General features: G+C 57.5%; 19 protein-coding genes. 10 read left to right on the top strand and 9 right to left on the bottom strand.

Going from position 1 to position 25,351, the window contains the following annotated elements:
- Positions 1-45: 45 nt before the first annotated feature.
- The 4 genes from G1C95_RS03945 to glnA all read left to right on the top strand — a co-directional run bounded on the left by G1C95_RS03945 (position 46) and on the right by glnA (position 4,989).
- Positions 46-684 carry a DUF3043 domain-containing protein gene (locus tag G1C95_RS03945; RefSeq protein ID WP_169171659.1) on the top strand — a complete coding sequence of 213 codons (639 nt, stop codon included), beginning with the start codon at positions 46-48 and terminating at the stop codon, positions 682-684.
- 85 nt (positions 685-769) lie between these two features.
- Positions 770-2,269: a dihydrolipoyl dehydrogenase family protein gene (locus G1C95_RS03950; protein WP_169171660.1), complete on the top strand. Its 1,500-nt coding sequence runs from the start codon at positions 770-772 to the stop codon at positions 2,267-2,269.
- A 127-nt stretch (positions 2,270-2,396) separates the two neighbouring features.
- Positions 2,397-3,173, top strand: coding sequence for a DUF4191 domain-containing protein (locus G1C95_RS03955; protein WP_169171661.1), 777 nt, complete (start codon positions 2,397-2,399; stop codon positions 3,171-3,173).
- A gap of 379 nt (positions 3,174-3,552) precedes the next feature.
- Positions 3,553-4,989 (top strand): type I glutamate--ammonia ligase, encoded by a 1,437-nt coding sequence (glnA, locus tag G1C95_RS03960; RefSeq protein ID WP_169171662.1) that lies wholly within the window; start codon positions 3,553-3,555, stop codon positions 4,987-4,989.
- Positions 4,990-5,502: 513 nt separating this feature from the next.
- On the opposite strand, the gene G1C95_RS03965 is transcribed toward glnA, so the two are convergent.
- Positions 5,503-7,164: an ATP-binding cassette domain-containing protein gene (locus tag G1C95_RS03965; protein WP_205832699.1), complete on the bottom strand. Its 1,662-nt coding sequence runs from the start codon at positions 7,162-7,164 to the stop codon at positions 5,503-5,505.
- A 625-nt stretch (positions 7,165-7,789) separates the two neighbouring features.
- Here G1C95_RS03965 and G1C95_RS03970 point away from each other — a divergent pair.
- Positions 7,790-8,350, top strand: a complete 561-nt coding sequence (locus G1C95_RS03970; RefSeq protein ID WP_169171664.1) for a hypothetical protein — start codon at positions 7,790-7,792, stop codon at positions 8,348-8,350.
- Between the two features lie 216 nt (positions 8,351-8,566).
- Complete coding sequence (locus G1C95_RS03975; RefSeq protein ID WP_169171665.1) at positions 8,567-9,526, top strand: restriction endonuclease; 960 nt, start codon at positions 8,567-8,569, stop codon at positions 9,524-9,526.
- A 129-nt stretch (positions 9,527-9,655) separates the two neighbouring features.
- On the opposite strand, the gene nrdG is transcribed toward G1C95_RS03975, so the two are convergent.
- Positions 9,656-10,390, bottom strand: a complete 735-nt coding sequence (gene nrdG, locus G1C95_RS03980) for an anaerobic ribonucleoside-triphosphate reductase activating protein (RefSeq protein ID WP_169171666.1) — start codon at positions 10,388-10,390, stop codon at positions 9,656-9,658.
- Positions 10,391-10,505: 115 nt separating this feature from the next.
- The gene (gene nrdD, locus G1C95_RS03985; protein ID WP_417852252.1) at positions 10,506-12,902 is read right to left on the bottom strand and encodes an anaerobic ribonucleoside-triphosphate reductase; all 2,397 of its coding nucleotides are present in this window, start codon (positions 12,900-12,902) and stop codon (positions 10,506-10,508) included.
- A 323-nt stretch (positions 12,903-13,225) separates the two neighbouring features.
- On the opposite strand from nrdD, the gene xseA reads away from it, so the two are divergent.
- From xseA to G1C95_RS04000, 3 genes are all read left to right on the top strand, one after another.
- The gene (xseA, locus tag G1C95_RS03990; protein ID WP_240947412.1) at positions 13,226-14,614 is read left to right on the top strand and encodes an exodeoxyribonuclease VII large subunit; all 1,389 of its coding nucleotides are present in this window, start codon (positions 13,226-13,228) and stop codon (positions 14,612-14,614) included.
- A gap of 146 nt (positions 14,615-14,760) precedes the next feature.
- Positions 14,761-15,099 (top strand): exodeoxyribonuclease VII small subunit, encoded by a 339-nt coding sequence (locus G1C95_RS03995; protein WP_240947413.1) that lies wholly within the window; start codon positions 14,761-14,763, stop codon positions 15,097-15,099.
- Positions 15,100-15,204: 105 nt separating this feature from the next.
- Positions 15,205-15,729: an NAD(P)H-dependent oxidoreductase gene (locus G1C95_RS04000; protein WP_169171667.1), complete on the top strand. Its 525-nt coding sequence runs from the start codon at positions 15,205-15,207 to the stop codon at positions 15,727-15,729.
- 40 nt (positions 15,730-15,769) lie between these two features.
- Here G1C95_RS04000 and G1C95_RS04005 read toward each other — a convergent pair whose 3' ends face one another.
- Positions 15,770-17,164, bottom strand: a complete 1,395-nt coding sequence (locus tag G1C95_RS04005; protein WP_169171668.1) for a replication-associated recombination protein A — start codon at positions 17,162-17,164, stop codon at positions 15,770-15,772.
- A 424-nt stretch (positions 17,165-17,588) separates the two neighbouring features.
- Here G1C95_RS04005 and G1C95_RS04010 point away from each other — a divergent pair, with 424 nt between their 5' ends.
- Positions 17,589-20,198, top strand: coding sequence for a DEAD/DEAH box helicase (locus G1C95_RS04010; RefSeq protein WP_169171669.1), 2,610 nt, complete (start codon positions 17,589-17,591; stop codon positions 20,196-20,198).
- A gap of 22 nt (positions 20,199-20,220) precedes the next feature.
- Here G1C95_RS04010 and G1C95_RS04015 read toward each other — a convergent pair whose 3' ends face one another.
- The 5 genes from G1C95_RS04015 to G1C95_RS04035 all read right to left on the bottom strand — a co-directional run bounded on the left by G1C95_RS04015 (position 20,221) and on the right by G1C95_RS04035 (position 25,013).
- Positions 20,221-21,486, bottom strand: a complete 1,266-nt coding sequence (locus tag G1C95_RS04015) for a PPK2 family polyphosphate kinase (protein WP_169171670.1) — start codon at positions 21,484-21,486, stop codon at positions 20,221-20,223.
- Positions 21,487-21,595: 109 nt separating this feature from the next.
- Positions 21,596-22,720 (bottom strand): amino acid ABC transporter permease, encoded by a 1,125-nt coding sequence (locus G1C95_RS04020; protein ID WP_169171671.1) that lies wholly within the window; start codon positions 22,718-22,720, stop codon positions 21,596-21,598.
- A gap of 3 nt (positions 22,721-22,723) precedes the next feature.
- Positions 22,724-23,401, bottom strand: coding sequence for an amino acid ABC transporter permease (locus G1C95_RS04025; protein WP_169171848.1), 678 nt, complete (start codon positions 23,399-23,401; stop codon positions 22,724-22,726).
- Positions 23,402-23,412: 11 nt separating this feature from the next.
- Positions 23,413-24,246, bottom strand: coding sequence for a glutamate ABC transporter substrate-binding protein (locus tag G1C95_RS04030; RefSeq protein ID WP_169171849.1), 834 nt, complete (start codon positions 24,244-24,246; stop codon positions 23,413-23,415).
- A gap of 29 nt (positions 24,247-24,275) precedes the next feature.
- Positions 24,276-25,013, bottom strand: a complete 738-nt coding sequence (locus G1C95_RS04035; RefSeq protein WP_417852257.1) for an amino acid ABC transporter ATP-binding protein — start codon at positions 25,011-25,013, stop codon at positions 24,276-24,278.
- Positions 25,014-25,351 lie beyond the last annotated feature (338 nt).

A 25,351-nucleotide genomic window follows, 5' to 3' on the forward strand; every position in this document is an offset into this window, starting at 1 on the left:
TACGCCCCATGAACAAGTGTCTGAACGTCACCGTAACTTTAAAGCATGACATGGAATCCGTTCAAGAAGAACAACGCCCAGACTTCGAGTGAGCAGTCGGGCAACGCAGCAGCCGAATCGACCGCCAAAACCGCCACCACCGCAGGCAAAGGGCGGCCCACCCCCAAGATGAAGCAGGCACAGGCCGCCGGCATACGACCGCTGGTGCCGGCCGACCGCAAGGCCAGCGCGAAGGCCGCCAAAGAACGCAGGCGCGAAAAGGAGAACGCCGAATACGAGGCGATGCAGAAGGGCGATCTCAACCATATGCCCAAGGCCGAGCGTCTGCCGTGGCGTATCTATATCCGCGACTATGTGGATGCCCGCTTCAACCTCGGCGAATGGTTCATTCCCGTGGCCTTTGCCATTCTGATTCTTTCGATGGTGGCCACCGTGATATTCCCGACGAACATGTGGGTGTCCGCCGGCATGATGGTGCTGATGTACGGCTATCTGATCGCCGTGATCGTGGATGTGGCACTGATGTGGCGCAAGCTGAAGAAGCTGCTCATCGACAAGTATGGTGAGCATTCCGTGGCCAAGGGTTCGCGTTCCTTCTCCTATGCGTGGAGCCGTTCCATCCAGCTGCGTCGCTGGAGGCTACCCAAGCCGCGTGAGGCCAAGCGCGGCCACTTCCCGCAGTGATTTTTGGGCGTGCAGCATACCGCATACCACTAAAAACACCGTATAATCTCGCACCCGTGAATCCGTAAGGGCATAAGGAGAAACCGTGAGCGAACAGTTCGATCTGGCAGTCATCGGTGCCGGTCCCGGCGGATATTCCACAGCATTGAGGGCCGCCCAGCTGGGTTTGAACGTCGCGTTGATCGAACGCGACGCCACATTGGGCGGCACTTGCTTGAACCGCGGGTGCATTCCCTCCAAGGCTCTGATCACCGCCACCCACACCATCGACACGGTGCATCGTGCGGCCGAACTCGGCGTTAACACCAGCGTGGACGGCATCGACTTCGGCCGTCTGCGCGACTGGCGCATGCACGTGGTCGATACGATGGTCAAAGGGCTGACCGGCTTGGTGGCGCATCGTGGCATCACCGTGTTCCGTGCCAATGCCACGTTCAATGCCGCCGCCCCTGTACAGACTGCTGACGGCACCGTTCATAGCGTGCAGTTACTGCCCTCCCCCGGGCAACACGATGTGTTGCGCTACGTCAAAGCAGGCATCGGCGAGCCAGCTGGCTCTGCCCTGACTATTGAAGCCAAGAATGTGGTGCTTGCCACCGGTGCCAAACCACGCCCGCTGCCGGGCAATCCGTTCGCCGGCGCACTGATCGACTCCACCCAAGCTTTGGAGCTCGATACCTTCCCCTCCTGCGCAGTCATCATCGGTGCGGGGGCCATCGCGCTCGAATTCGCATCCATGTGGAACGCCGCAGGCTGCGAGGTTACATTGTTGATCCGTAAGGATCGCGTGCTATCGGCATGGGATCGGCGGGCCGCCACCACACTGACCCGCGAGCTCAAGCGCCAGGGCGTTACCATCATCACCAAAACCAACGTCACCCACGTGGATACCGGTGCCAACCTTGGTGCCACCGTGCATTACACACGCGAAGGCGACACTGCCGAAGCCCAGGTCTTCGGCGAAATCGTGCTGGCCGCCATCGGCCGCGACCCCATCAGCGATGCCGCATGGGGCGTTCAGCTTACCGATAGCGGGCATATCGTCACCGATGCGTACGGCCGTGCCAGCGAACCGGGCGTATGGGCCGTGGGCGATGCGACGGTGGGCCACGCGCTCGCACATCGAGCCTTCGAACAAGGCATCGTTGTAGCGGAAAGCATCGCCGGCTTGCCTAACGTCGCGCCGGTCAATGAGTCAAGCGTGCCGCAGATCGTGTTCTCCTCGCCCGAAGCCGCATGCGTCGGGTTGACCGCCGAGCAGGCGAAGGCGAGCGGCGAATTCAGTGACGTGAGCGAAACCGTCTACCCGATGCTGGCGAACGCGCGCATGCTGATGAGCGGCACGGCCGGCTCAATGACCGTTGTTTCGGGCTGCGATGCCACCGATCCCAACACTCCCCTAGTGCTCGGCGTGCACATGGTTGCGCCCGTCGCCTCCGATATCATCGCCGAAGCCGAACAGCTCGTCGGCAATCGTGTGCCGCTCAGCCAAGCCGCACGGCTGATTCATCCGCATCCGACATTCAGCGAAACCCTCGGCGAAGCGCTGCTCAAAGCCGACGGTCGCCCGCTGCACACGCGCTGAGTCGAATATGCCGACGAGACAACCCACGTCGATAACATCTCAGGTGCGCTAAGACGCGCGATACTGCGGACCAGCGCACCTGATAGTATGGTTGGCCAGTGTGTTCGTTTGAGATAAAGGAAGTTTGATGGCAGACGAGAAGCCGAAGAAGCAAAGCACTATCAAGCAGATCATCCGAATCTACCAGTACACCGCCAAGGAAGACAAGGTGCTGCCGGCGCTGTTGGCCGGCGCATTCCTGCTGCCTGTGGTTCTTGAAGTGGTGCTGGGCCTGGTGTTCAAGTGGGGCGTGATCACCTGGATTTTCACCGTCATCACCGCCATCATGCTGGGCCTGCTGCTGGCCACCATCGTGCTTACCCGCCGTGCCGACATGGTCGGATACAAGCAGATCGAAGGCAAGCCGGGTGCCGCCATCGGTGTGCTGGGCAATATGAACAAGGCCGGCTTCGTCTTCCCGCAGGAGCCGGTATGGGTCGATCCGAAAACCAAGGATGCGATTTGGCGTGGCACTTCGATCAACGGCATCTATCTGATTGGTGAAGGCGAATATGGTCGCATCATGAGGGCCATGGATCGCCAGGAGCGTGAGATCAAGGGCGTGACCGCCGGTTCGTCTATTCCCGTGTATCGCATTGCCGTGGGCCGTGGCCCCAAGCAGGTCGCCCTCAAAGATGTGCGCAAGGCCGTGACCCGTGCCAAGAGCTATCTGCCGACTGACCACAAGAATCCGCTGATCGCCAAGATTCACCCGCGTCGTCGCTTCCTGCTGACCAAGTCCGAGCAGGACACCCTGAACGATCGTCTGCGCACGCTGCAGGCTAAGAGGGGCTACGCCGTTCCCAAGGGTATCGATCCGACGCACCCGCAGCGTGTCTCCCGTCGTGCGATGCGCGGCCGCTGATTCGCCGGGAATCTCTCACCTGTATCTCAAGGCCTTGAGTCCTTTGAAGGATTCGGGGCCTTTCTTTATGTGCGCTGACGTGTATTGACGTGTGCTGTTACCTGCATCTGCTTGGCATACGTTGGGTTCGGTCGAATCCTCCAAGTTCATCTGCCGGAAGCAAATCGGCAACCTTGGGTGCCATGAAGCGAAATTGTCCACGTTACGGACGTACCAATAGCCCCACCAATATCCAACATTACGAATGTTTCGGCGGAATACTGCGGATTATGCACCTTGCACAACCAATACGAAACATTCTCGTAACCCAAATTTCGAGCCCGCGAAACGCACGATTTTATGCTTGTCTTTCGTAAGTTCTCATGAAAGGAGCGGTCCCGTGACCGAACTCAAGTCCAAGGAAGACGCCGAGGCCCTGATCAATCAGGAAGGCATCGAATATGTCTCCATCCGTTTCACCGATCTGATCGGCGTTCAGCAGCACTTCACCGTGCCGGCCAGCGAATTCCTGAAGGATGCCTTCAACGAGGGCATGCCGTTCGACGGTTCCTCCGTTCAGGGCTTCCAGGCCATCAACGAATCCGATATGAAGCTGGTGCCGGATATCACCACCGCTTTCGTCGATCCGTTCCGCAAGCACAAGACCCTCGACGTGGCCTTCTCCATCGTCGACCCGCTGACCGACGAGCCCTATTCTCGTGATCCTCGTCAGGTCGCCGGCAAGGCTGAGGCCTACCTGAAGTCCACCGGTATCGCTGACACCGCCTCCTTCGCCCCCGAAGCCGAGTTCTTCATCTTCGACAAGGTGCGTTTCGAGAACTCCATGCAGCGTTCCTTCTACGAGGTCGACTCCATCGAAGCCCCGTGGAACTCCGGTGTGGACACCGAAGACGACGGCACCCCGAACATCGGCTTCAAGAACCGCGTCAAGCGCGGCTACTTCCCGGTTCCCCCGATCGACCACACCCAGGATCTGCGCGACGACATGGTCGCCAACCTGCAGAAGGTCGGCCTGATCCTCGAGCGTTCCCACCACGAGGTCGCCGGCGCTGGCCAGCAGGAGATCAACTACCGCTTCAACTCCCTGCAGCACGCAGGCGATGACCTGATGAAGTACAAGTACGTGGTGCACGAGACCGCCGCCCTGGCTGGCAAGTCCGCCACCTTCATGCCCAAGCCCATGGCTGGCGACAACGGCACCGGCATGCACTGCCACCAGTCCCTGTGGAAGGACGGCAAGCCGCTGTTCTACGATGAGAAGGGCTACGCTGGCCTGTCTGATCTGGCCCGCTGGTACATCGGCGGCCTGATCAAGCACTCCTCCTCCGTGCTGGCCTTCACCAACCCGTCGCTGAACTCCTACCACCGTCTGGTGCCGGGCTTCGAAGCTCCGGTCAACCTGGTGTACTCCGCTCGTAACCGTTCTGCCGCCATCCGTATCCCGCTGGCTGGCACTTCCCCGGCTGCCAAGCGTATCGAGTTCCGCGCTCCGGATCCCTCCTGCAACCCGTTCCTCGCCTTCTCTGCTCAGCTCATGGCTGGCCTCGACGGTATCCTCAACCACATCGAGCCCCCGGAGCCCGTGGACAAGGATCTCTACGAGCTGCCGCCGGAAGAGCACGCTGGCATCAAGCAGGTGCCGAGCTCCCTGGCCGAGGCTATGGATGCCCTTGAGGAAGACCACGACTTCCTGACCGCCGGCGACGTGTTCACCGACGATCTGATCGAAACCTGGATCGGCCTCAAGCGCGACGAAATCGATCAGGCTCGTCTCTCGCCGACCCCGCTCGAGTACGAGCTCTACTACCACATCTGATAGATGTTAGCCTCAAAACGGCGGAATCAAGCCGTTTTGAGGCTTTTTCTATGCGTAAGTACACCCGTTTTACCACCATTGTGGTTCTCAAAACCTTGTACTACGTGAATCATTCAGTCTCCTTCCGGACAAGGAAGGAGACTTTTCTATATCCGTCGCATTTGACGCGACACCTTACGTGCACAGCTTGACGAAGCTTACCGTTAGCAACAGTTGTCGCAAATCTTGCGACAACTGACATGCTGCCCAACTCCTCGTATTTCGCATGACGCTATCGGCACTTCTTACGGCTTTTTCTGCGAAAAGTGCCGCCAGCACGTCAATTTGACCTCCTAGGCGGCACTTTTCGTGGAGTTGCCACAAGAAGTGCCGCGTAGACTTCTATTTCGATCTGCTCGCGGCACTTCTTGCGGATTATTCCCATAAAAGTGCCGCGAGCCTGCCAAGCTAACAGATATCAACCCGCTTTCAAGTCATAATCAGCATTGAATCCACGGGCACAGCCGTAACGACCTACAGGCACTTGTCTAGGAACCAATGGTCGTGGGTGACGATCAGCCAGGCAATGGGGCAATCTTTGAGCACGCGGGCAAGAGATTGCTTAGACTCCAGATCAAGATGGTTGGTCGGCTCGTCCATGATAATGAACTGCGGCGAAGGCTTGGCCGCCAGCCCCAAGCACAGCAACAGTTTGCGCAGTTCACCTGGACTCGGCGCTTCGCCAAATAACAGACGATCGGGATCAGCGTTGAGCTGAGCATACGCGGCCAATACGCGCGATTGGTCGACAGTCTGGAGCTTGCTTAACCGCGCCAATGCAGCTTTAGCATCATCCGCAGTGGTGTTTTGAGCAATCATCAGCACTGGAATATCAGAGGGAATTTCATCCAGCATGGCGTCGACCAACGTGGTTTTACCCAATCCATTTGGACCAATCAACGCAATATGATCACGAGGTCCAACCGATAGCGTCGGAATGTATAGACCTTCCAAACCTGACGAAAGACCGGATTCCGGTGGTTCAATTTGCCAACGACCATCAGGATCAGTCAACAGTCGAGCGCAACGAGCCGGATCCACAGCACAACCAGCGTCAACGAAATGGTCAGTATCAGATTGCACGTAATCGCCACGCCCACCAATCACCTCAATCACATCGGTCGAACCATATCGAATAATTCCCGAATGTAATCGAACTAATTCGTTGCGATGCGACGGACTCACATCAAGCCAAATATCGCCGTTATAACGCTTGGCAGCAACCGTGAGACGTTCCGCTTTCTGACGCACATCTGCCAATCGCCCATCCAGTTGCCGATACCGTTTAACAGCGGCTCTATCCACATGACCATCATGCAGCCCTTTCTGTGCCGCACGGGCGTCATGATCCTTGGGATCAATCTTTCTGCCGTTGGATCGCATGGCCAATGTCTTTTGTACATCCGCAAAACGATTGGCTTTCACTGAAGCAAGTCGTTGCATCTCCTGTTTGGCCGTTTGTAATCGTTTGGCATCATATTCGTTCTGTCGTTCACGTTGTTCGGCGGCTGCGGACCAGCCACTTGGCCAACTTTTCAACACCGTGATATTGCGACCAGCCGTATGACGACGCTCGAAACTCACGCATTGAATTGCGATCGTGTCAATCAGTTCCACGTCATGCGAAACCAATAATCCCACGCCTTTGAACGATTGCATTGCGTTGATGATGGCGGTCCGCGTGGGCTCATCCACATGATTAGTCGGTTCATCCAACACCAGCACATCAGGACGGGCCGTGAAGGCGCAGGCCAACTGCAATCGCTTGGCTTCACCTCCTGACAGACTCCCCCACCGCCAGCACCAATCATCGTCAATGCCAAGCGCGGAACGCACCGCAAGCGCTTCAGGCGACCAGTCGGAGGCAAAATCCTCAAGATTGGCCGGAGGTAAGTCAATATGCTGCGGGCAATAGGCAACCACCAACGATTCCGGAGCCGGCGAAATCGTGCCTGAATCCGGCCGCAGAGTCCCGATAGCCAATCGCATCAACGTAGTTTTGCCAATACCATTGTCACCGATAATGGCACTCCAACCGATCGGGAATGTGGCCGAAACATCTTCGAACAGAGGAGTTGGCGCATCGGGGTAGGTATACGACAAATGAGACAGTGTAAGTACTATGGGGCGTGACATAAGTGATTCCTTGTATAACAAGGCGCACTGCCGATATCAACAATACGTTATTGCATACGTAATTGAACCCGATTGGGCGACGGGACAGCGAAAGGCTGGCACGGACGACGCGGCAGTGCGCCTCAACGTGCACATCCGCCCTTTCCCGTCAACCTATCGAATCACCAATTCGCTTGTCCCTTTCCACGACGTTTCCTCTGGCATATCAAAGAAACAAAAACCGTATTCAGTATCAGCATCCCCGCAGACAAGATGATGACTCGCCGTGCCCCCTCCTATGTCACTCACCTAGGCACCAGACACTGGGAAATCCTCAAATACCGTAATTACGGTAGATATACAAGGATAAATATGGCCAAGCGTCAGCACGGAGAAGACAAAGCCACTACACAGCTCACGTCGCTACCCGCCTTTATACCACAATCTTGCATATTTGTTCTACATAGCTTATACTTCTCTCAACAGTGCAGTGAGGCACTGCAGCAGACAGAAGGGGTTCAAGAATGACAATCTATCTATATTCGCAACTATTGCAGCATTGGTAGCTGTAGCACTCAGCTCATATCCCTTTCCCAAGAATCTTTTAATTTTGCTATTGTTCCTCTGACACCGGTAGAGGTAAATCATGATGATGCAAAACCATAAGACTAGTCGGCGGCGAATTATTGCTGGAGTAATAGCAGTAGTTGCTGTGTTGGTCGCATTGTGGTTTATTCCTTTTCCTGACAGTAAGGTGAATATATCCGCTGAAGCATATTGCTCAAGTGCTGATGCCCAAGAATCCTCGCAGTATATTGTTGAATTAGAGGGAGAGCAATATCATCGCTTGTTTCGTCGACCTCAATTCAATGGAACATTCACATTAAAAGATAGCGCGGGCTCAACAGTATTGGTTAATCATGCCAAATTAGAGAGCGCATTCGCCGACACAGCGCACCAATCCGATGGGACCGTAACACAAATTTCTTCCCTGATGTATGACGCATCAGAAAATGCTTTTACGTCTTTTACCGCTGCGCTTAGTGCCGATGGACAATCGATAGTAATCATTCTTGGCAACAAAGGTGAAACCGGTGGTATTGCTGGCACATATATTGCTCCAGCTACTGATCAGAAAACCGCACAGTCCGTATATCAATCAATAAACGCAGTCATTGATCTAAGCCTCATTGCCACCGCGCCATAAAATTACCATTGCAAAATACACATGAATATATCAGTTCTCGTGCGATATCACCTTGCTGTAATTTTGTATGACGCTGTCGGCACTTCTTACGGATTATTCCCATAAAAGTGCCGTGAACTCGCCAAATTAGCGGACAATACCTCGCAGCCACGCCATTGGGACTCGTCAAGAGGATATCAGCAGTAAGATTGACGGCAAATCGTAAGGAGAGATTACATGGATGCTTATATGGATGTTTTGCTTAATCTGATTCACTCGCAACCGTTATGGGGAATCCTTCTAGTTGTCGTTGCGGTTTTTGCGATCACTGTAATTCTGTGGATCGCATATATAATTTGGCAGGCAATTCTACGCTTACGTTTCAGCAGGGAGTTTTCTGTCAAGGTACCATCGAATTTCCGTATACGTCGGTCAGGTCAATCTATGCAAATCGGAGGATTCACTCTCGGATATCCCCGATGGGAAGCTGCCAAAAGAGATGGCACACGAGACCGTAGAACAAATAACAACCGTATATTAAAAACGCCTACCGTCATTCGGATAGGAAAATGGTCACTGCAATGCAACGATCCTTTTATCGGGTATGCACTGGTAACGAATCTTCGCACCGCAGGTCACGCCGTTGGATATTGCCGAGAGGAAGCACACAAGCGGCAGCAATTGGTCAGTCAGTTGCAAGCTCGCCGCCAAACAACCAGTGTTGATGGTATCGTGGCACAATTCAAAACCAATCCGGCGAATTTCGAACCATTTTGTGCCGAACTATTCCGAACGTTGGGATGGAGCGCGCAGCCCACGCCACCAACACGTGATGGCGGATTCGATTTGAAATTGCGCCATCCCAACGGCACAACATACATCGCAGAATGCAAGTGCTATGACCGCAAGCATCATGTTGGACGTCCCGTAGTCCAAAAACTGCAGGGGGCGAACATGACCGAGCATGCGCAAGGAATGATGCTGATAACGACCAGTTCATTCTCATCTGATGCCATTGCCTATGCCGCCCAAGTTGGTGTTCTGCTTATCGACGGCGAAAAACTGGTCAACTTGTGCCATAAGGCATGGGGCAATTCGGCTACAACAACCATGTTCATTCCTGAAAGGGAAATTCAGTTGACGACCAGAGACATTATGTCGCGTATACCGGCTGATATGCGCCATATGTTCTATTAAACACAGGCAACAGTAAACAGCCACAAAACCCTGCAAAAGTATGGCTATCGGTATATGCCCGCCATACCGCAAGCCATCCAATATCCACTGCAGACTGAAACTGCGCCGTAGCTCAATCCAAAAGCAAATTTAGCTGGCTTGGGCACCTTCTCCGGCTTCGCGGTCTTTGAGGTACATTTCGGGGATGTCGCGTTCCTGGTCGTGCAATCGGGCCCAAATGACCGGTTCGCCTGCGGCCAGTGAGGCGGGCACGTCAAGAATGCGCTGGTTCGAGGATCCACGGAATTGCAGTAGGGAATCCTTCCTGTCCTTCAGATAGCGTCCGTCCACAAGCACGTCGATCAGGCCCAGCAGTTCGTGCTTGTCAGGAGTTTCGCCCTCGCGCATCAGTTCCTCCCATGTGTATCCGGTCCATGCCCAGATGTCCTTGGATTGGCCGAACTCGGCACGAATGCGTCGTGCCAACGGCAGTAGCACCGGGGTGTTGAGCATCGGCTCGCCGCCAAGGAAGGTCAGGCCCTGCACATATGAGGGGCGCAGATCGTCGATGATCCTGTCTTCAAGCGCCTGCGTGTATTCGTGCCCGGCCTTGAAATCCCAGATCGAAGCGTTGAAGCAGTCGATGCAGTGGAACGGGCAGCCAGAGACATACAGGGAGTTGCGCACGCCCTCGCCGTCGGTAACGATGAAGGTTTTGTAGTCGGCAATCATCCGGGCGGACATGTTTCGCCCATCCCATTGGCCGGCGCGAGGATCGTTGGCCAGGCCCTGGGACGGGACGCCGGGCCCGCGCCCGGTCTCCCCGGCGGCGAAGTCGTGGCGTTTGGGTTCCGGTGCGCGCGTGGTCTTCACGAACGAGGGCATCGATCCACCTTTCCGATAATGGCCGATAATGGATAGGCCGAGGCGGCCACCCTGTAATCAGGTGGCCGCCCCGGCGTTCATGTCCAAATATGCTGTATGCACTACTGCTTTCGGCTTACTTGGTCTCCTCGAACCATTCGCGGGTCTCGCCGTCAGACAGTTCAACCTTGCCGGTGGAGCCGCTCATGTGCTTGACGCGGTGGGCAATCTCCTCGTGGCGACCGTGCACCATCGGGCGGGCGACAGGCGAGCCAAGGTAGCCGCAAGTGCGCTTGGTCACGTTGCACTTGTCCGGGTTGGAGTTGCCGCACTCGGGGCACTTGAAGCCCTCGTCGGTGGGCTCGAAGTCACCCTGGAAGCCGCATACGAAGCAATGGTCGATCGGCGTGTTGGTGCCTAGGTAGCCGATGCCGATGTTGTAGGCGTAGTCCCACACTGCCTCGAGCGCCTTCGGGTTGTCCTGCAGGCACGGGTACTCGCAGTAGTTGATGAAGCCGCCGGATGCGTAGTACGGGAAGTCCTTCTCGTAGTTGAGCTTCTCCATCGGGGTGGGCTGCAGCCACACCGGGTAGTGGAAGGAGTTGGTGTAGAAGTCATGGTCGGTCACGCCGGGGATGCGGCCGAACTTCTCGCGATCCATACGGTTGAAGCGGTCGGTCAGGGATTCGGCCGGCGTGGAGTACACGGAATAGTGGTAGCCCTCGGCACGGCTCCAACGCTTGCACAGCTCGCTCATGCGCTCAACGATGGACAGGGCGAACTCCTTACCTTCCGGATCCCAACCGTGATCGCGGATCCAGTTCTTGCCATAGAACACAGCAGTAGCTTCGGCCAGGCCGATATAGCCCAAGGACACAGTGGCACGCTCGTTCCTGAAGAGACGATCCACGTTGTCGTTCGCGCCGAGACGTCCGAAGGCACCGAAGCGGAACAGGGTCGGAGCATTGACTGGGGTGGCCTCCTTGCAGCGCATGATGCGGAACTGCAGCGCCTGGTGGGCGACCTCCATACGCTCCTCGAACAGCTTCCAGAAACGAGCCTTGTCACCATGGGATTCGATGGCGATGCGCGGCACGTTCACGGTGACCACGCCAAGGTTCATACGACCGTCTTCTTCGTCCTGGCCGGTCTCGGGGTTGATCCAGCCCTGCAGGAAGGAACGGCAGCCCATCGGCGCCTTGAAAGAGCCGGTGATCTTGACGATGTTCTCATAGAACACCACGTCCGGGTACATGCGCTTGGTGGCGGATTCCAAGGCAAGCTGCTTCAGATCATAGTTCGGGTCGCCGGGGTCGGCGTTCACGCCATGCTTGATCGTGAAGACCAGCTTCGGGAAGATCGGAGTGTGGTGCTCCTTGCCCAGGCCACGAATGCGGTTCAGGAGGATCGCGCGCTGGATCTCACGGGAGAACCAGTCAGTACCCAAGCCGAAGCCGACGGTTACGAACGGCGTCTGGCCGTTGGACACACGATTGGAGTTGATCTGGTACTCCATCGTCTGCATGGCGTCGTAGATGGCCTTGCGCGTGCGAATCTTGGCAAGAATCTCGCGCTCCTGCTCCAGATCGTCGACATCAGTGTGGAACGGCGTGTCCATCGGCAACGGCTTGCGTGAGCCGAAATGCAGCTTGGAGGGCTCGTTGGCCTTGGCGTTGACCACCTGGCGGCGGGCGAATTCCACCGGCATGCCGTCCGGGATGGTCTCGCGCGCCTCTTCGAGGAACTTCTCGTAATCCTTGCGCGCATACTGGGCCAGATGTTCATCGGCGCGGTTGGCGGTCTGGCCGCCATACTGGCTGGAGGCCACGTCCTTCATAATCTGGGTGATCTGTGTGGCAGCGATGGCGATGGACTTCGGCGAGGCCATCGGCGCGTTGCCCAAGGTGAAACCGTTGGCCAACATGTCCCAGAAGTTCGGCAGGGAGCAGTTCGACTGAGCCGTGAACGGCGAATAGTCGGCATCGTGGAAGTGAATGTCGCCCTTCATATGAGCGTTGGAAACGGCCGGGGGCAGCATGTTGAACGCGGCGGCCTTGGACACGGCACCGGCCAACAGGTCACGCTGGGTGGCGTAGACATTGGAATCCTTGTTGGCGTTCTCGTGAATCAGCGTCGGATCGTGGTTAATGAAGCGCGAGACGGCCTCGTTCACATCGGTGGCCTTGGCACGCTGGATGTCCTTGTCCAAACGGTAGTTGGTGTAGGCGCGCGCCACATCATATAGGTGCGCGTCAATCAGCGCATGCTCAACCAGGGTCTGAATATCCTCGATCTTTGCGGGGCCGTTGTAACGTTCCTTGATCTCGCCCTCAACCTGATCGGCGAATCGACGGATCATGGCCTCTTCTTCAGGGCCAACCTCCTTATCGAGATCCTTGAACGCGGACTTGACGGCGGAGATGATGTTAATCGGATCGAAGTCAACCACACGGCCGTCGCGCTTCTCAACGAGCACCACGTTGCTCCTCGCAACCGTGGTTCCGTTGACCGCCTCCGCCATCATCTGTGCCATCAGGCACCCCTTTCTGTAAGCATTTTTCGCACCTTACGAACTCGTCGAAAGCCGCGAATCACATCCGTGTCCTTTTTGAACCTATAGCACTGTACGACAACCCCACCCCTATATCTAGTAGACAACGGTGGCGTGTTGAACTAATTGTAGTATTTTTCGGCTATTTTCCGCCGAAACCCTAAGTGTGTGATTAACGTAACGATTGGCATTCGGCGTGGCTCGGCGAGTCGCCCATCGCACGGCCTCACCGCGTGACATAGTGCTTGGGCAAGGCGCCTGCGGCATCCTACTACCATCGCCCGACGCACCTATAGTGGGGAGATATGACTACACCTATGGGATACGACTCCGGTGCCCGGCAGCCGAGTGCCGCGTCACTGGCGGCAGCCGGTTTCAGCACCAACCGTGGTGCAGGGCAGATGGCCGCGCCCTCTGCCGGGCAGCCGGTTATCGACCTGCCAGCCGAGCCACGCCCGATCAATCAACTGCCCGAGCGCGCGGGGCTGACCACCGCGCAGAACCCATGGCCGGTAAGTGTGTTGAGCCAAAAGTTCTACGGTGCCGTGGAACGTTGGCCTTCGGCCTGGGTGACCGGGCAAATCACCCAGATCAACACGCGACGCTCAGGTTCCGCCTATATCACGCTGCGCGACGATTTTGAAGACATCGCAATGGAGGTCAACGGTTTCGGCCAGTTTGCCGCCGCCGCCAGCCAGTTCGTGCAGGGCGACCGGGTGGTGATCCATGGTAAGCCGAATCTGTGGATGAAGCGCACTTCGCTGTCGCTACGCGGCGACACGATTTTCAGGGTCGGTGCCGGCGGCAGTCTTAAGGCCATGATCGATGAACTGCGCAAACGGCTCAAGGGCGAGGGACTGTTCGACGCCGACCACAAGCTGCCCCTGCCGCAGTTCCCGCGCTGCATCGGGCTGATCTGCGCACCGCAGGCCCGCGCCGAAGGCGATGTGATCACCAATGTCAACCTTCGTTGGCCAGCCGTCTCGTTCAAGGTGGTGCATGTGCATGTGCAGGGCGAACAGTGCCCCAGCGAAGTGACAAAGGCCATCGGGCAGCTCGACGCCGATCCACAGGTGGATGTGATCATCGTGGCGCGCGGCGGCGGTTCCTTTGAGGATCTGATCGGCTTTTCCGACGAACGCGTGGTGCGCGCGGCCTACGCTTGCGCCACACCGCTGGTTTCCGCCATCGGGCATGAGGACGATTGGACGTTGCTTGATCTGGTCGCCGATCTGCGCGCCTCCACCCCGACGGACGCCGCCAAGCGAGTGGTGCCGGACGTCAATGAGCAGATGCAGCTGATCGAAGGGTCGATCGAGCGCATGCGCTTGCGCGTCCGCTCGCGCGTGGACAACGAAATCCGCTTGGTCGAAGGTTATGCGAACCGCCCAAGCCTAACCCAGCCTTTAACGATGCTTGATCCGCATCAACGTTTCGTGGATGATGCGCTCAGAAGGCTGGACATCGGTCTTCGCCGCATCGTTGACGACGCGCAGCTCACCATCGAGCGCACGCACGCCTCGCTGACTGCACTGAGTCCTCAATCCACGCTGGATCGCGGCTACGCGGTGGTGCAATCCGCCGATGGGCATGTGATCGACGATGCCGCGCATGTGGCCGTCGGCGACGAATTGACCGTCACGCTCAGGCATGGCAGCGTCACCGCCCAAGCCACCTCATCCTTGCCTGACTAGTCGGTTCCACCCAATCCTTCTAGTCAGTCGTCTTCTCATCAGTCATTATCCAACCAGTCGTTATCCAATCCAACCAACCGATGCCCAAACCACTGCCACTGTCACAGCACCAAGTCTGGGCACCTTACACAGAAAGCTGAACTCACATGACCGAACACACCACACCCCAGTCCACCACCGCTCAGTCCACGTCCCAGTCCGCCGCCCAGCCCACTCCGGCTTCTTCTCTGAGTGATAAGGAGCGCGAAGTCATCGCACAGATGCCCTACGAAGAGGCGCGTGACAAGCTGATCCAAGCCGTGCAGGCGCTGGAGGCCGGCGGCCTGAATCTCGACCAGTCGATGCGTCAATGGGAAATTGGCGAAGCACTGGCCAAGCGTGCGCAAAGCCTGCTCAACGACGTGCGCGCCAAGCTTGATCAGGCCCAGGCCGAGCAGACCGCCAATGCTGCCACCGCAGGCACCCAGTCGAACCTCGACTCGTGACACATACACCACATACATAACCAGTTCAGCGCCCAGCCGAACATCGTCACGACAGTGGCGGGCGATATGCTGGTAGCAATTCTTTACCTATGAAAGGGGTAGGCCATGTCTACGTTGGTTCTTGTATTTCATCCGCATCTTACCGACGGTTCGACCGTCAACGCCCGACTGCTCGCCGCGCTTGAGGCGCAGGGCGAGTCCGATGTGATCGTGCGTGACGAATACGCCGCCAATCCGAACTTCACCATCGACGTTGCCAAAGAGCATGAGCTGCTGGAAGCCGCCGATCGTGTGATTCTGCAGTTCCCGTTCTACTGGTACTCCTCCCCCGCCCTGCTCAAGGAGTGGGAGGATCAGGTCATCGCCGCCGGCTGGGCTTACGGCGGCGGTCACGCGCTTGAGGGCAAGGAACTCAAGCTGGTGGTCACCACAGGTTCCGAAGCAGCCAAGTACCGCAAGGATGGCGAGTATGGCCGCACGATGGATGAACTGCTCAGCCCGTTCGAAGTCGTGGCTTACAAGGTTGGCATGACCTACGTCAAGCCGTTCCTTGTGCAGGGCACCTCCACCATCAGCGAAGATGAGCTCGAGCAGGCTGCCGCCGACTATGTCAGCGCCATCATCGACTAATTTTTCAACGAACTAGTTTCCCGATGAATTTGACGACGAACTAGTTTCCCGATGAATTAGTTCCCGACATATCCTGCGAGTGCAGAATCTGGCGGATTCTATCGAGCCGCTGGCTCACTTCATGCTCGTAGCCGCGATCGTTGGGATGATAGTACTCGGTGCCGCGCAGCTCAGCTGGCAGATATTCCTGCGGAGCCACGGCACCGGGCCAATCATGGGCATACCGATAGCCCTCATGATTGCCCCACTCCTTCATCAACTTCGTGGGAGCGTTCCGTAAATATAGTGGCACTGCACCAATTCGGCCGGCATCCACATCGGCGAGCGCCTCATTGATGGCCATATAACTGGCGTTGGATTTGGGTGCGGTGGCCACTGCAATAGTTGCTTCCGCCAATATGATGCGCGCCTCCGGCATACCGATAAGCGCCACGGCCTGAGCGGCAGCGACAGTGACCTGCAAAATCTGCGGGGCTGCCATGCCGACCTCTTCGGCGGCGGCGATCATAATGCGCCGGGCGATAAAGCGCGGATCCTCGCCGGCCTTCAGCATACGCGCCAGATAATGAATGGCCGCGTCCGGATCGGAGCCGCGCATGGATTTAATGAATGCGGAAATCACATCGTAGTGATCGTCGCCATCCTTGTCATAGCGCACGGTGGCGGTGTCCATCACCTTGGCCACGATTTCCGGGGTGATGATGGGTCGTCGCGCCCCTTTTTTACGTTGCTCGTCGTGGGTCACGGCACCGGCCGCGGCTTCCAGAATGGTCAGGGATTTGCGCGCGTCACCGCCTGCCATGCGCACGATGTCGGCAATGGCTGCATCACTGGCTTTAACTTCGCCTTTGAGCCCGCGATCGTCGTCAAGGGCACGGGTGACCAGTTCGGTCAGTTCATCCGGCTCAAGTGATTCGAGTTTAACCACCACCGACCGGGACAGCAGCGGTTTGATTACTGAAAAGCTGGGGTTTTCGGTAGTCGCTCCGATAAAGGTCACGTCACGGTTTTCGACGGCCGGCAGCAGGGCGTCCTGCTGAGATTTGGAGAAACGGTGCACCTCGTCGATGAACAGCACGGTTTCCTGGCCTCGTGCCACCAGACGTTCGTGGGCACGCGCGAGCACGTCGCGCACATCCTTGACACCGCTGGTTACGGCGGATAGTTCCTCGAATGTGCGGCCGGACTGGCTGGCCACGATGGTGGCGAGTGTGGTTTTGCCGACGCCGGGAGGCCCGAAAAGGATGATGGAGCTTGGCGCGGTCAGGCTGCCTTTGCTGGCCGGATTGGCGAGACGACGCAACGGGCTGCCTTCGCCCAAGACGTGTCGTTGACCGATGACTTCGTCAAGGGTGCGCGGCCTCATGCGCACAGCCAGCGGACGGGTCATCGTATCCGGTGCATCCGACGCCCCAAAAAGATCCTGTTCGCTCATAATCCCCTATACTACCGCCCACTTACCCGAATTTCGAACATGCGTTCTATCACTACTCCATAAATACCGGCATATTTTGCACCTGTGATAATCGCCCTTTGTCACTGCCCCGGAACAACACCTGTATTTGCCGTCCTGTGATAACCCCTATCAATCACAACCCCACAGATACACACGTATTTGCCAACCTGTGACAACCACAGCCAATCACAACTCACAGATACCGGCATAATTCCGAGGTGATGATAGAACCGCCCAATCACAACCCAACAAATACCGGCACAATTCCGAGGCAGTGACAGAGCCGTCAAATCACAACCCCGCGAATACGCCGATATTCGATAGGTCGTGACAGCGGCCCCTATCAAAACCCGCAGATACGCCGATATCTTGCACCTTGTGACTTGCGGCTAGACTGAGAGGCATGACTGACGAGAAGGACTATGGATCTTTGGGCGCACTGGCCCCCGCCTGGGATGACTACGATGACAGCAACCGCGACGGCCACGATGACCGTAACGGCCGACGTGCACGCAACCTCACGGCTGACGATATTTACGAACGCTTTTTCGGCTGGGTAAGCGATGTCAAAGGCATCGAACCGTGGCCTCACCAAGAAGAGGCCATTATGGATATTCTTGCCGGCGACCACGTGATTTTGAACACGCCCACCGGCTCAGGTAAATCGCTGGTGGCGCTTGGCATGCATTTCGCAGCGTTGTGCACCGGCCGCCGCTCCTATTACACCGCACCGATCAAGGCATTGGTGTCCGAGAAATTCTTCGATTTGGTTGAAGTGTTCGGGCGTGACAATGTGGGTATGATCACCGGCGACAGCCATATCAACGCGGACGCGCCGATTATCTGCTGCACCGCCGAAATCCTCGCCAACCAGGCGCTGCGCGAGGGCGTGCACGCCGACGTGGGGTTGGTGGCGATGGATGAATTCCATTATTACGGCGACCCCGAGCGCGGCTGGGCCTGGCAGGTGCCGCTGCTGACCTTGCCGCAAACGCAATTCCTGCTGATGAGCGCCACGTTGGGCAATGTGGATGCGATTGCCGACAAGCTTGCCGATTTGAACGATACGCCCGATGTGGATGTGATCGCCGACGCGCCGCGTCCGGTGCCGTTGAGCTACGAATATACGCTCGATCCGTTGGAGCGCACGGTGGAGTTGGCGTTCAACCGCGGTGAAACGCCGATTTATGTGGTGCATTTCTCGCAGGATGCGGCCTTGGAAACCGCTCAGGCGCTGTCTAGCACCGGAGTGTCCAGCAAGGAGCAGCGTCAGGCCATCGCCGAGGCGATTAAGGGTGTGAAGTTCACCACCGCGTTCGGCAAGATTCTGCAGCGTCTGCTGCGTTGTGGCGTGGGCATCCATCATGCCGGCATGCTGCCGCGCTACCGTCGCCTGGTCGAACAGCTCGCCCAGCAGGGTTTGCTGCCGGTGATCTGCGGCACCGACACGTTGGGCGTGGGCATCAATGTGCCGATCCATTCCGTGGTGTTGACGGCGCTGACCAAGTTCGACGGCACCAAAATGCGTCGCCTGCGCGCCCGTGAATTCCACCAGATTGCCGGCCGCGCCGGCCGCATGGGCTTCGACACCGAAGGCCTGACGATTGCCGAGGCACCGGAATACGAGATCGAAAACGCCAAGGCCGTGGCCAAGGCGGGCGGCGATCCGAAGAAGCTCAAGAAGATCAAGCGCAAGAAGGCACCCGAAGGATTCGTGACGTGGAACGAGGGCACGTTCGACAAGCTGATTGATGCCGACCCCGAAACTTTGGTGCCGCATTTGAAGATCACGCATTCGATGGTGCTGAACGAGGTGGCCCAGGGTGGTGACGCCCGCCGCCGCGTGGATGAGCTGATTGATGATTCCGCGCAGACACCGGAGCAGAAGGAGCATCTGCACCAGCGCGCCGACGAGATTTTCCAGACGCTGTTCGACACCGAAGTGATCGAAACCGAGGACCGTCGCGACGGTGGCAAGGATTATTTCATGACGTTGGATATGCCCGACGATTTCGCGCTCGACCAACCGCTGTCGCCGTTCCTGCTGGCCGCGCTCGAACTGCTCGACCCCGAATCCCCCACCTATGCGTTGGATGTGATTTCGATGGTGGAGGCCACGCTGGAGGATCCCAAGCAGGTGCTGCGCGCCCAGGAGCGGCAGGCTAGGGACAAGGCCATGGCAGATATGAAGGCCGATGGCGTGGAATATGACGAGCGAATGGATCGTTTGCAGGAGATCACCTATCCCAAGCCTTTGGAGGATATGCTCGACGCCGCCTTCGACCAGTATCGTCACGATGTGCCGTGGGCCAATGACTATTGGCTGAGCCCGAAATCGGTGGTGCGCGACATGGTGGAGACGGCTTCCGATTTCACCGGCTATATTTCCCGCTACAATATCGCCCGCTCCGAAGGCACGCTGCTGCGCTACCTGTCGGATGCCTATCGTTCGTTGGCCCGCACGGTGCCGCCCGAAAAACGCGACGAGCAGTTGGAGGATATCATCGCCTGGCTGCGCGTGCTGGTGCGCTCCATCGACTCCTCACTGGTGGACGAGTGGGAGAACGCCGGCGGACAATCCGATGCCGCGGCTGAGGAAGCTGCGAATCTGGCCGCCCCCGGTCGCCGCGATCAGGTGGTGGAGGATCGCCGAGGACTTACGGTGCTGATTCGCAACGCAATGTTCCGACGCATCCAATTGATGGATCAGGACGATCCCGAAGCACTCGGCGCGCTCGACAAGGATTGGGGTTACGGCGTGCACGAATGGGAGGATGTGCTCGACGACTACTACGACGTCCACGAGTATGTGGGTATCGATGCCAAGGCCCGCTCCCCCCAGCTGTTCATGCTTGACGATTCGCACGAACGCGACGAGCACACGTGGAAGGTACGCCAGATTATCGACGATTCCGATGGCGATCATGATTGGGCCATCGAAGGCATCGTCGATCTGGATGCCACGCAGGAATCCGGCGAAGTGGTTTTCCACGACTATCGCGTCGGCGACTAATCGCTCTGACTAATCGCCCAGCCTAGTCGTTCAGCCAGTCTCCCAGCCGCCGACGTACCTGTTGCAAATCCACGTCGGCGGCGAGCGGCGGCCATTGCAACCCCAGACCGGCCAACGTGGTGCGCAGCAGTTCGGAGACCACGGCCCTGGAATACCAGCGATTATCGGCGGGTACCAGATACCAAGGTGCTTCGTTCGTGGAGGTCAGGGCGAAGGTGCGTGACCATGCGGTCATATAATCGTCCCATCTCTCGCGCGCATCCAGATCGCTCATGGCGAATTTCCAACGCTTGGTGGGGTCGTCCAGACGGCTCAAAAAGTGTCGGCGCTGTTCCTCAGGGCTGATAACCAGGAATATTTTGATGATTGAGCAGCCGCTTGCTGCCAGTTTCGCTTCAAATTCGTTGATGCGATCGTAGCGGGCACGCCACACGCGCTCCGGGGCGGTCCCCCACACCTGCGGCATCACCACATCCTCGTAATGCGAACGGTCGAAGACGCCAATCCACCCGGCTTGAGGAAGTTCACGTTTGATACGCCACAGAAAATCATGGCTCGCCTCTTCTTCGCTGGGCGCGCCGAAACCGTGATAGTGGATGCCCATGGGATTGCCTTGGCGAAATACATGTTTGACGATACCGCCTTTGCCGGAGGCATCCATACCTTGCAACACAATCAACAAGCGGTTGTTGCTGCGAGGACTTGCACCATCGGCAGCTGCCGCGTCGTTATCAGCATCGGCCGGACGTGTGGAAGTAGCCGAATGTGTGCCGTTGGCATACAACAGGCGCTGGTAGCGGGAAATTTCCGTGGAGCTGATATGGATGAAACGTTCGCCGTCTGACTTGTCGCCGTGGAAGCCTGGGGTTTCACCGCCGTGAATAGTGTCCAAGGTCCAGGCAATCGGCCTGTCGGCAGTGTGAGTGGTGGGCTCAGGGTTATAGCGCAGACGTTCGGCCGGCGGTGCGGACCACACCGAACTCAGCAGTGCGCTGGATTTGGCAGCCTGTGCCAAACGCTCATGGCCGGTGGCGTGAGAGCCGATCTGGTGGATGGAATCCAGCTTGGCCAGTCCTTCTTCGGCCTTATCCAGTGCCTTGTCAATGGCACGGGAGGTCTTTTTGCTGGGTTTATCCGGCTTATCTGGCCTATCCGGTTTACCAAGCTTACCTAATTTGCCGGTCTTGCCCAGCTTATCGATTTTGTCTGGCTTGCCAATCTTGTCTGGCTTATTTGGTTTACCAGTTTTGTCTTGCGCGTCCTTGCTGGCGTCCTTGCTGTTGGTCATATCTCACCAGTGTAGGCGTTTGCGCGATGATCGTTGAACCAATACGACAGCGGACCTGCCCCACGGCAATACCACTGCCATGGAACAGGCCCACTGTTGCTAAAGCCCGTCAGTTCTGCGATTTTCCAGTCTCCGACGACATACGTGACTTACGCTTGGTTTCCGGATCGACCTGCGAATCGGGCTGAGTGGGTTCGTAGCCCTGCTCGTATTTGGTGCGCCGCCAGTTGTGGATCGACGCATTGGTGCCACGATGATGCACATGATATTGCCTCGGTGTGCCACGCAACGGACGCTCCTCCACCTCACGCGCCACAGCGATCTGATTCACATTCGACGCATCACCGGCTGCAATCGGCGCAATCGGCTCCAGTTCGGCGGGTGCCGCAGTGTGCTGCTGCATGCGCGAAGGCAGCCATTCAGCGAGCCTCGACAGCAGCCAGCACGCGATGAAATACACCACGCCGGCCACAACCAGCGTCTGCAGGATGTTGAAGTACATCGACCCCAGTCGGCGTGATTCCTGCAGCAAATCGGTGTACATGATGATCGAGCCCAAAGCGGTATCCTTCAACACCACAACCAGCTGGGTCACGGCGGCAGGCAGCATGGCCACAATGGCCTGCGGCACTTCGATCTGCATCAGCGATTGCGTTTCGGTCAGGCCCAAGGCCAGCGAAGCCTCACGCTGGCCACCGGGCAGATTGCCCACGCCCGAACGCACAAGTTCGGCCACCACCGAACCGTTGTATAGCACCAATGCCAACACCACGGCCCAATAGCTGGCGTTGGACAATCCGGCGAAAGCGAACCAACGCCAGAAAAAGATCATCAGCAGCAGCACGGGCACAGCACGGCAGAATTCCACCACCGCTCCGGCGATAACGCGCAGCAGCGCGTTGGGCAGCAGTCGTCCGATGCCGAACACCAGGCCGAACGCCACCGAACCGATCACCGCAAGCACCGTGGCCTGCACAGTCATCAGCAGTCCCGGCAAATAGAAATCAGTCCAAGCCTCGCTCTCAAGCGCCGGCTTCCACAATTCCCAGCTCAGCTGGTTTTCGCCATCCGGCGGATTGTGCAAACGCATCAGGATCAGCACCACAACGATGGCAACGATGATGCCGGCGATCCAGTTGAGAACGGTGATGAGGCGACGCCCCTTGGGGCCAGGCTGGTCGAACAGCACGGAAGCGGAGGCACCGGACTGCGCAGTACTGGTTTTGGCGGCCATGGGTTACCTCCTCACCGCAAGCTTGTTGGACAGATATGTGGTCAGCATGCCGATGGGGATGATGAGAATCACGTAGCCGAACGCGAAAATCATGAAGATCGACACGATGACGTCCGGGTGATATTCGATCATCTCGCTCATCAGCGAGCTGGTTTCGGTGGATACGGACGCGGCCGCCGCCACCGTGGAGTTCTTGAGCAGCGCGATCAGCGTATTGCCCAAGGGTGCCACCGAGCCGCGGAAGGCCTGCGGCAGGATGATTTCGGTGGCCGACTGCATGAAGCCCAATCCAAGGGCGCGTGCGGCTTCGGCCTGGCCGAGCGGCACCGTGTTGATGCCCGAACGCAGCGATTCACAGACGAATGCCGCCGTATACAGGCTCAGACCCGTAACCGCGAGCCAGAAGAAGTTCGTGGCGAAGGTGTCGGAGAAGCTCAGCTTCAACTGGCCGAACGCGCCAAGCACCATGAACACCATGATGATGGTCAGCGGCATGTTCTTGAAGAACTCCACATAGCCGCCAGCCACCGTTCGAAGCGACGAGATCGGCGAAATACGCATCATCACCAGTACGGTGCCCAGCACCATCGAGAACAGTGCGGACCACAATGTCAATTCGATATTGACAAGGAAGGCGCGTGGAATATCGTATTGTGCAAACAGCATCAGGAAACTTTCCATCATCTCCCCTCCTATTCTTCCGTAGCGATTACGTCATGTCCCTCGCCTTCGGTGGCGTGGGGCGGATTCACCTTGGCGTTCGGCTGGTAGCCGGTGCCCGCGGTGTTGTCTTCGATGGCGCGCTGCCAGGAGCCGTCCTCAATCATCTGGTTGATGGCATCATTGATTTTGGCAGCCAGCTCGCTGTTGCCCTTCTTGATGCCGACACCGTAATATTCCTCGGTGAACGGCTTGCCCACTACTTCCAACCTGCCGCGGGAGGCGGAGGCCAGACCGGCCAGAATAATATCGTCAGTGGTCACCGCATCCACAATGCCGGAGAACAGGGCGGTGGCGCATTCAGCGAATCCCGGCTGTTCCATCAGCTGCACGCCGCCTGCGAATTTCTCTTTGACGTTTTTAGCGGAGGTGGTGCCCGTCGCCGTGCACAATCGCTTACCGTCAAGGTCTTCCGGGCCCTGAATCGAGTCATCGCCCTTGCGCACCAGAAGATCCTGGCCTGCCACAAAATAAGGGCCGGCGAAATCAACGGTATTCTTACGTTCGGCGGTAATCGAGTAGGTGGCGAGAATCATATCCACGTCACCGTTCTGCAGCATGGCCTCACGCTGCTTGGACGGTGATTCCTTGAAAACAATCTGATCCTCGGAATAGCCGAGATAACGGGCAATGTATTTTGCCACATCCACATCGAAACCGACATAGGTGCCGGATTTTTTGAAGCCCAGGCCAGGTTGGTCGAATTTGATGCCGATGCGAATCTTACCTTCTTCACTTGCGCCGCAACCGGCCAGCGAAACGACCGTCGCAACTGCGCATGCCGCCGCGAGCGCGCGACGTATCATCATCTTTCCCCTCTTCATGCGACGCCTTTCTAGTGGGTGAGGATCTTCGAGAGGAAGTCCTTGGCGCGGTCGGTCTGCGGGTTCTCGAAGAACTCGTCCGGCGAAGACTGTTCGAGAATGCGACCGTCGGCCATGAATACCACACGGTTAGCGACCTTGCGCGCGAAGCCCATCTCATGCGTCACACAGATCATCGTCATGCCCTCGTGCGCGAGCTCCACCATTACGTCGAGTACTTCGTTAACCATTTCGGGGTCGAGCGCTGAGGTCGGCTCGTCGAACAACATGACTTTGGGGCGCATGGCCAGAGCGCGGGCGATGGCCACACGCTGCTGCTGGCCGCCCGAAAGCTGGCTGGGCATCTTGTTCGCCTGCGAATCCACGCCCACGCGGGCGAGCAGATCCATGGCCAGATCCTCGGCTTCCTTCTTGTTCATATGCCGCACTTTGATGGGGGCAAGCGTGACGTTTTCCAGAATCGTTTTATTGGCGAACAGGTTGAACGACTGGAATACCATGCCGACTTCGGCCCTGAGGTTCGCCAGTTCCTTGCCTTCCTGCGGCAGGGGCTTGCCGTCGATGCGAATATCGCCGGAGTCAATGGTTTCCAAGCGATTGATGGTGCGGCACATCGTGGATTTGCCGGAGCCTGAGGGGCCGACCACCACGAGCACTTCGCCCTTGTCAACCTTGAGATTGATGTCTTTTAAGACGTGCAGATCACCGTAGTGTTTTTCCACGTGGGTGAGTTCCACCAGCGGGTGCATAGGATCCTCTTGGCCGGGGACCAGCGGCGTATTCGGGCGCTTGGCGCCTCCTGTCGTGCGCGAACGCACTGCTTCATTGTTCGTTTCTGACATGGTGGCACAATACCATATCCCTGCTAACGAAGTGAATACAGTACCTTTCTAACCAGCTCACTATTGAGTTCACTGATTAGTTCACAGGTGCCAGATCCATCAGCCCATTGCTACAATGCGGGCAAACTCGCCGATTACGACAGCAATAAGAAAAGCCCCGACTAAGACGCCGAATGTCACTTGTGCGGGAACATGCTTTACATAGGCGTCGCGCACCCGCCGCCATATGCCGTTGCTATCATTCT

This window comes from Bifidobacterium oedipodis (assembly GCF_012932425.1).
Taxonomy (GTDB): domain Bacteria; phylum Actinomycetota; class Actinomycetes; order Actinomycetales; family Bifidobacteriaceae; genus Bifidobacterium; species Bifidobacterium oedipodis.